This is a genomic window from Furfurilactobacillus siliginis (genome assembly GCF_001437435.1).
In the GTDB taxonomy this organism is placed as follows: domain Bacteria; phylum Bacillota; class Bacilli; order Lactobacillales; family Lactobacillaceae; genus Furfurilactobacillus; species Furfurilactobacillus siliginis.
In genome coordinates this window covers 173658-178295 of record NZ_JQCB01000004.1, presented here as the reverse complement: position 1 = coordinate 178295, position 4638 = coordinate 173658, and the positions used below count along the sequence as shown (strand labels likewise).

Below are 4638 nucleotides of genomic sequence, written 5' to 3'. Positions count from 1 at the left end.
CAACGCCATCTGAAATATTCTTTGATAAAGTGTTGCACTTGGTTTGACAGTTCGCTGTATTAATAACAACATTAAGCATCACAACTAGAAGGAGTAACCAATTTTCGTGTAAAATGGAGGTGAATCTATTGAAGGGTCAGGGGACTGGTTAGCTGATGAACGAACTTAGAAAAAATGCCGAAGTGGATAATTTAGAACTGTTTTATGATTTGATTTTTGCCTATGCGATTAGTCGTATCACGACGGTCTTACATTTAGTTCACCATGAAACGATTTCTGGACTATATTTATTGGAATTCTTTGTCATGTTCTTTATGTTCTGGACCATTTGGACATATCAGACCGTCCTCGTTAACCGATTTTTCCGCAATACGTTGCAGCACCGATTATTTATGGTGTTTGATATGTTTGTGGTAATTATTTTGTCGCAATCGTTAAATGCGAATTTTGCTGCCACGCACCTAACGTTTGCCGGCTCAACATCAGTTCTGCTGCTGAGTATTGCCGGTCAGTATTGGTTACGAAGCCGTAGCTTGACGGACCCTAAGCAGCTGGCCGTATCGCGTGGACTAGGATTGATTTTACTGGTCAGCGGCGTGGTTGGTGCGCTTACCATTATTCCTGTCGGGCCATATATTGTAAGAGCAAGCATCTATGTTTTGACGATGGTTTTTGCCAACATCGCACCAATGTTTATGTATCGTCAGCTGACCATTTTTCCAGCAATGTTTGAGCATTTGACGGAACGCTATTCGCTTTTCACCTTATTGTTGTTTGGTGAGGCTATCATCGCAGTTGCCAGTGTGATTGATGTACATCATTTTAACTGGTTGGCCATCCCATTCTTCATTATCATTGTGGCGTTGTTTACCATTTATTTTACGACGTATCAGCATGGTATTGATCGTCACCGGAAAACGGCTGGTATTTTGCTAATCAACATTCATTATTTTATTTTTGTGGGCCTGGACCTTGTAACTGCTGTAACGGAACTTTATTTGCAAAGAGAATTACATGGACCGCTATTTGCGGGGTTAGTAACGCTTGGACTGATGTGCTTTTTGACTGGCACAATGGCAATGGCGGCTGGCTATTCGAAGGACACTAGCAGTCGTATATCCTGGTCTAATGTTGGGCTGGCAACTGTAGCGGCACTAATTAACGGCGGTGTTTTATGGCTATTTAGCGAGCACGTTGCGGTGACTTTACTTATTTTGATGCTGGAACTATTGGCGGTAGCAGGTTGGTGGTTCATCCGTTTGAATGGGCAAAAAAGTGAAAATGTGATACATTAAAACGAACGTATGTTTGCGTTTTGGGAGCGATTTATGAGTGATTATGAAAATAAACTAATTTTACTAGGGGATGTCGGCCAAAAAAAACCACGTGCACGTCGCGTTGCTGAACAAGACGTTTCGGGAGCCGACATAGCAGCAGATTTATTAGCAAAGGTTGACCGAACAGCTGATTCAAACACTGCGTCACAAAGTTCGGTGCCTGCAGTAACGATGATTGAAGCACAAAAGCGAGCAGGCCGTTACAACGTATACTTAGACGGTAAGTATGCATTTCCGATTAGCGAATCTGTGATGATCAAGTTTCAAATTTTTAAGGGCATGGAAATTGATCAAAAACTGCAGGAACAAATTATTGCGGCGGATGATGTGGCACGGGCCTATAACCGTGCACTTGATTACTTGTCAGGGCAATTGCGCTCAGAACGTGAGGTTGAAGAGAAGCTGGCAAGCTTGGAGATTGAACCAGGCGTAATCACAGATACGTTGCAACGCTTACGAGACTTGCGGTTGGTAGACGATCAAGCGTATGCCAATGCGTATGTTAGAACGATACGTAATACATCTGATAAAGGTCCGATTGTAATTCGCCAAAACTTACGACGAAAGGGAATTGGCGAAAATCTAATCGATCGCGCACTAGAAGAATTTGCCGGGGATGAACAGGTAGAAAATGGTGTGACTGTGGCGAATAAGCTTGCTAAACACTATGCGCGTAAGCCGTTTTCGACGCAAAAGCAAAAGGTGATTCAAGGTCTGATGACGAAGGGATTCACACGTGAAGTCATTGATCAGGTGATGAGCCAGCTTGAGCTAGAACGCGATGATGAAGCGGAACAAGATTTATTGTTGCATGAGGCGACTAAGATTTGGGCAAGAAATCGGCGATATGACCGGCGCGATCGTGTTAATCGAACAAAGCGGACGCTATTTGGTAAAGGCTACCAAATGGATGAAATCAGTCGGGTTGTTGAACAATTGCAGATGGAAGATGACTAGGGGGAGCTGAAATGAAAACAAATCGTGAACTAAAGCAGCAAGCGAAGGATTTGCTACGCGGGCACTGGGGCAAGGCCGTTGGATTAAATATTATTCCACTGTTACTAGGCGTGCTGGCGAATCTTGTAACGCCGCGCGGGCAAGAAGCAATCCAAAATGCTTCCTACTGGCGGTTGGTAAGCCCTAATTTAGTGATTGTTATGCTTAGTTGGGCAGTCGTAGCGGGTGTTAATTACACATTGTTAGATTGGGTTCGCACACCAGGACGGCCGCTGCATCCAACGACTGATAGCACACGCGTTTTGGCCAGTACGACAGTTTTTCCGATTATTGTCTTGGCACTGTTAAGTTACTTGTTGACGATGCTTGGCCTTATCTTGCTCATTATTCCTGGCGTGATCGTGAGTTTGATGTTGGCACAAACCGTTTATATCTATAAAGATTTGCATACGGATAAACCGCAAGTAAGCCTGTGGCAAGGCATTACGCAAAGTCTTTCATTAAGTGAACACATGATGCGTGGACACAAGTGGGAACTGTTTGTACTACAATTGAGTTTTATCGGTTGGTTTATCTTAGGCGGCTTAAGCTTTGGCATCGGGCTTATTTGGATTTTGCCGTACTATAACACCACAATGGCTGCTTACTATGATGCATTAGAGGAACAAAGCGATGTTGAAGTGATTTTATAATGTCAACACGATGTTATCTAGTTTACAAGACTAGATAATGATGGTATCCTAACGGTAGATCCTTAAGGAGGTCGTTGAAATGCCAGATTCGTTTGTTGAGTATCACAAGTGGGAGCAGCACTTGGCTGAAATTACATTGCCTAAATGGGATGAACTCCCAAAGTTTGATCTATATATGGATCAGGTAGTGGCCTATGTGAATGATACTTTAGGACCGTTGGGCGTTGATTCAGTGACGCCTGCAATGATCAATAACTACGTGAAGCACAATATTATTTTGGCACCGGTCAAGAAAAAGTATCAAGTGATGCAAGTTGCCGATATTTTATTGATTGGTTTATTAAAACCCACCTATTCAATGGACACGATTCGCCAAGGTATGGATCAAGTTACTGCCAGTTTATTTCCTAAGCGGGCGTACGACACGTTTATCGATTTGACACTAGCTGGTTTACAGGGAAAGCGCGAAGATGCGACTGCTAAAAATCTGAATGATCAAATGATGCGGATTGCTGTCGATGCAGTTTTAGATAAAATGAAATCTGAAAAACTGTTAACTTTAACAAAAGCAATTGTGACACCTAAGCCAGTTGAGCAAAAATAACGATTTGAAGTGAGAGCTTCGGACGGCATGAGCAAATCATGTTTCCGGGCTCTTTTTATTTAGGCAATGAAACGTCTAAAATATGACACACATTTTTTGATGCTGAGGATTAGACGCAAACATACATCTTAAGTATCGTCGTGAGGAATCCTCAGGTAAAATAAAAGTGAAACTATTTATGGAAGAGAGAAACTTAAATGCGTAATCGACAAAACAGAACGTATGCGTTAGTTGCCGTTTTAGTGATTGCAATTGTCATCGGTGCATTTGCGTTAAGTCGTTCCAGTTCCAAGCCAACTTCGACAACTACGACACAGAGTAGCCAACAAACTGGTGGTGAGGATAAGTCCGAAGATCTAACCAAGCTGGCCTATCATTCTGGCGATGATCCTGTAGTTACGATTAACCACAATCGCAGTACGTTGAAAGCAGATGCGTGGCAGAATAATCATGTTATCTACAGTAATTTAGATGATTTGAATCGGACGACCGCAGCTAATACTGCATATTTAGAAGCGCGTAATGTTGCAAATGATTCATTACGAGTTCGCCAATATGTTCAACCATCTGGATGGCACCAAAAAATGGATCAAGGGCAAGCAATCATTAATCGTGGGCACTTAATTGCATATTCGTTGTCTGGTGGTATTGATCAAGATGGTCATTATCAACCAGATAATGACTCCGGGGATCAGAACAACCCAAAGAATCTCTTCACGCAAAGTGCATTTAGCAATCAAAAGTTACAGACGATTTATGAAAGCAAAATTCGCACGGCCTTGCGACAGAATAAACATGTTATTTTCCAGGCGCAGGCAATTTTTAGTGGTAATAACTTGATGGCAAATGGGGTGCATTTACAGGCACTCTCTACAGATGGACAGCTGAATTTTAATGTCTATCTCCATAACGTTCAGCCAGGCTATCAGTTTGACTATGCTACCGGGCGTTCTAAAAAGGACAGTTCGATGCGCGTTCCAGAGCCTGCCACCAGTAGCCGTAGTTGGTAGCAGTTAATCATGATATAGCATTGATGCTGAAAGACACT

Annotated in this window: 5 protein-coding genes; all 5 read left to right on the top strand. The window is 42.6% G+C overall.

Translation table 11 applies throughout. The features are described from left to right. The first annotated feature begins 155 nt into the window (after positions 1 to 155). The 5 genes from IV55_RS04495 to IV55_RS04475 all read left to right on the top strand — a co-directional run bounded on the left by IV55_RS04495 (position 156) and on the right by IV55_RS04475 (position 4600). A complete protein-coding gene (locus tag IV55_RS04495; protein WP_057809797.1) occupies positions 156 to 1295 on the top strand; it encodes a low temperature requirement protein A in 1140 nt (379 codons plus the stop codon). A 213-nt stretch (positions 1296 to 1508) separates the two neighbouring features. Next, a complete protein-coding gene (recX, locus tag IV55_RS04490; protein WP_057809808.1) occupies positions 1509 to 2294 on the top strand; it encodes a recombination regulator RecX in 786 nt (261 codons plus the stop codon). Positions 2295 to 2305: 11 nt separating this feature from the next. Next, complete coding sequence (locus IV55_RS04485; protein ID WP_057809795.1) at positions 2306 to 2986, top strand: DUF975 family protein; 681 nt, start codon at positions 2306 to 2308, stop codon at positions 2984 to 2986. A 79-nt stretch (positions 2987 to 3065) separates the two neighbouring features. After that, positions 3066 to 3590 carry a DUF1836 domain-containing protein gene (locus IV55_RS04480; RefSeq protein WP_057809792.1) on the top strand — a complete coding sequence of 175 codons (525 nt, stop codon included), beginning with the start codon at positions 3066 to 3068 and terminating at the stop codon, positions 3588 to 3590. 197 nt (positions 3591 to 3787) lie between these two features. Then, positions 3788 to 4600: a DNA/RNA non-specific endonuclease gene (locus IV55_RS04475; RefSeq protein ID WP_057809790.1), complete on the top strand. Its 813-nt coding sequence runs from the start codon at positions 3788 to 3790 to the stop codon at positions 4598 to 4600. Positions 4601 to 4638 lie beyond the last annotated feature (38 nt).

What these genes read in the sequence shown, in the direction of transcription:
- IV55_RS04495 (WP_057809797.1), top strand. Translation starts at nt 156, where the DNA reads ATGAACGAACTTAGAAAAAATGCCGAAGTGGATAATTTAGAACTGTTT.
- recX (WP_057809808.1), top strand. Translation starts at nt 1,509, where the DNA reads ATGATTGAAGCACAAAAGCGAGCAGGCCGTTACAACGTATACTTAGAC.
- IV55_RS04485 (WP_057809795.1), top strand. Translation starts at nt 2,306, where the DNA reads ATGAAAACAAATCGTGAACTAAAGCAGCAAGCGAAGGATTTGCTACGC.
- IV55_RS04480 (WP_057809792.1), top strand. Translation starts at nt 3,066, where the DNA reads ATGCCAGATTCGTTTGTTGAGTATCACAAGTGGGAGCAGCACTTGGCT.
- IV55_RS04475 (WP_057809790.1), top strand. Translation starts at nt 3,788, where the DNA reads ATGCGTAATCGACAAAACAGAACGTATGCGTTAGTTGCCGTTTTAGTG.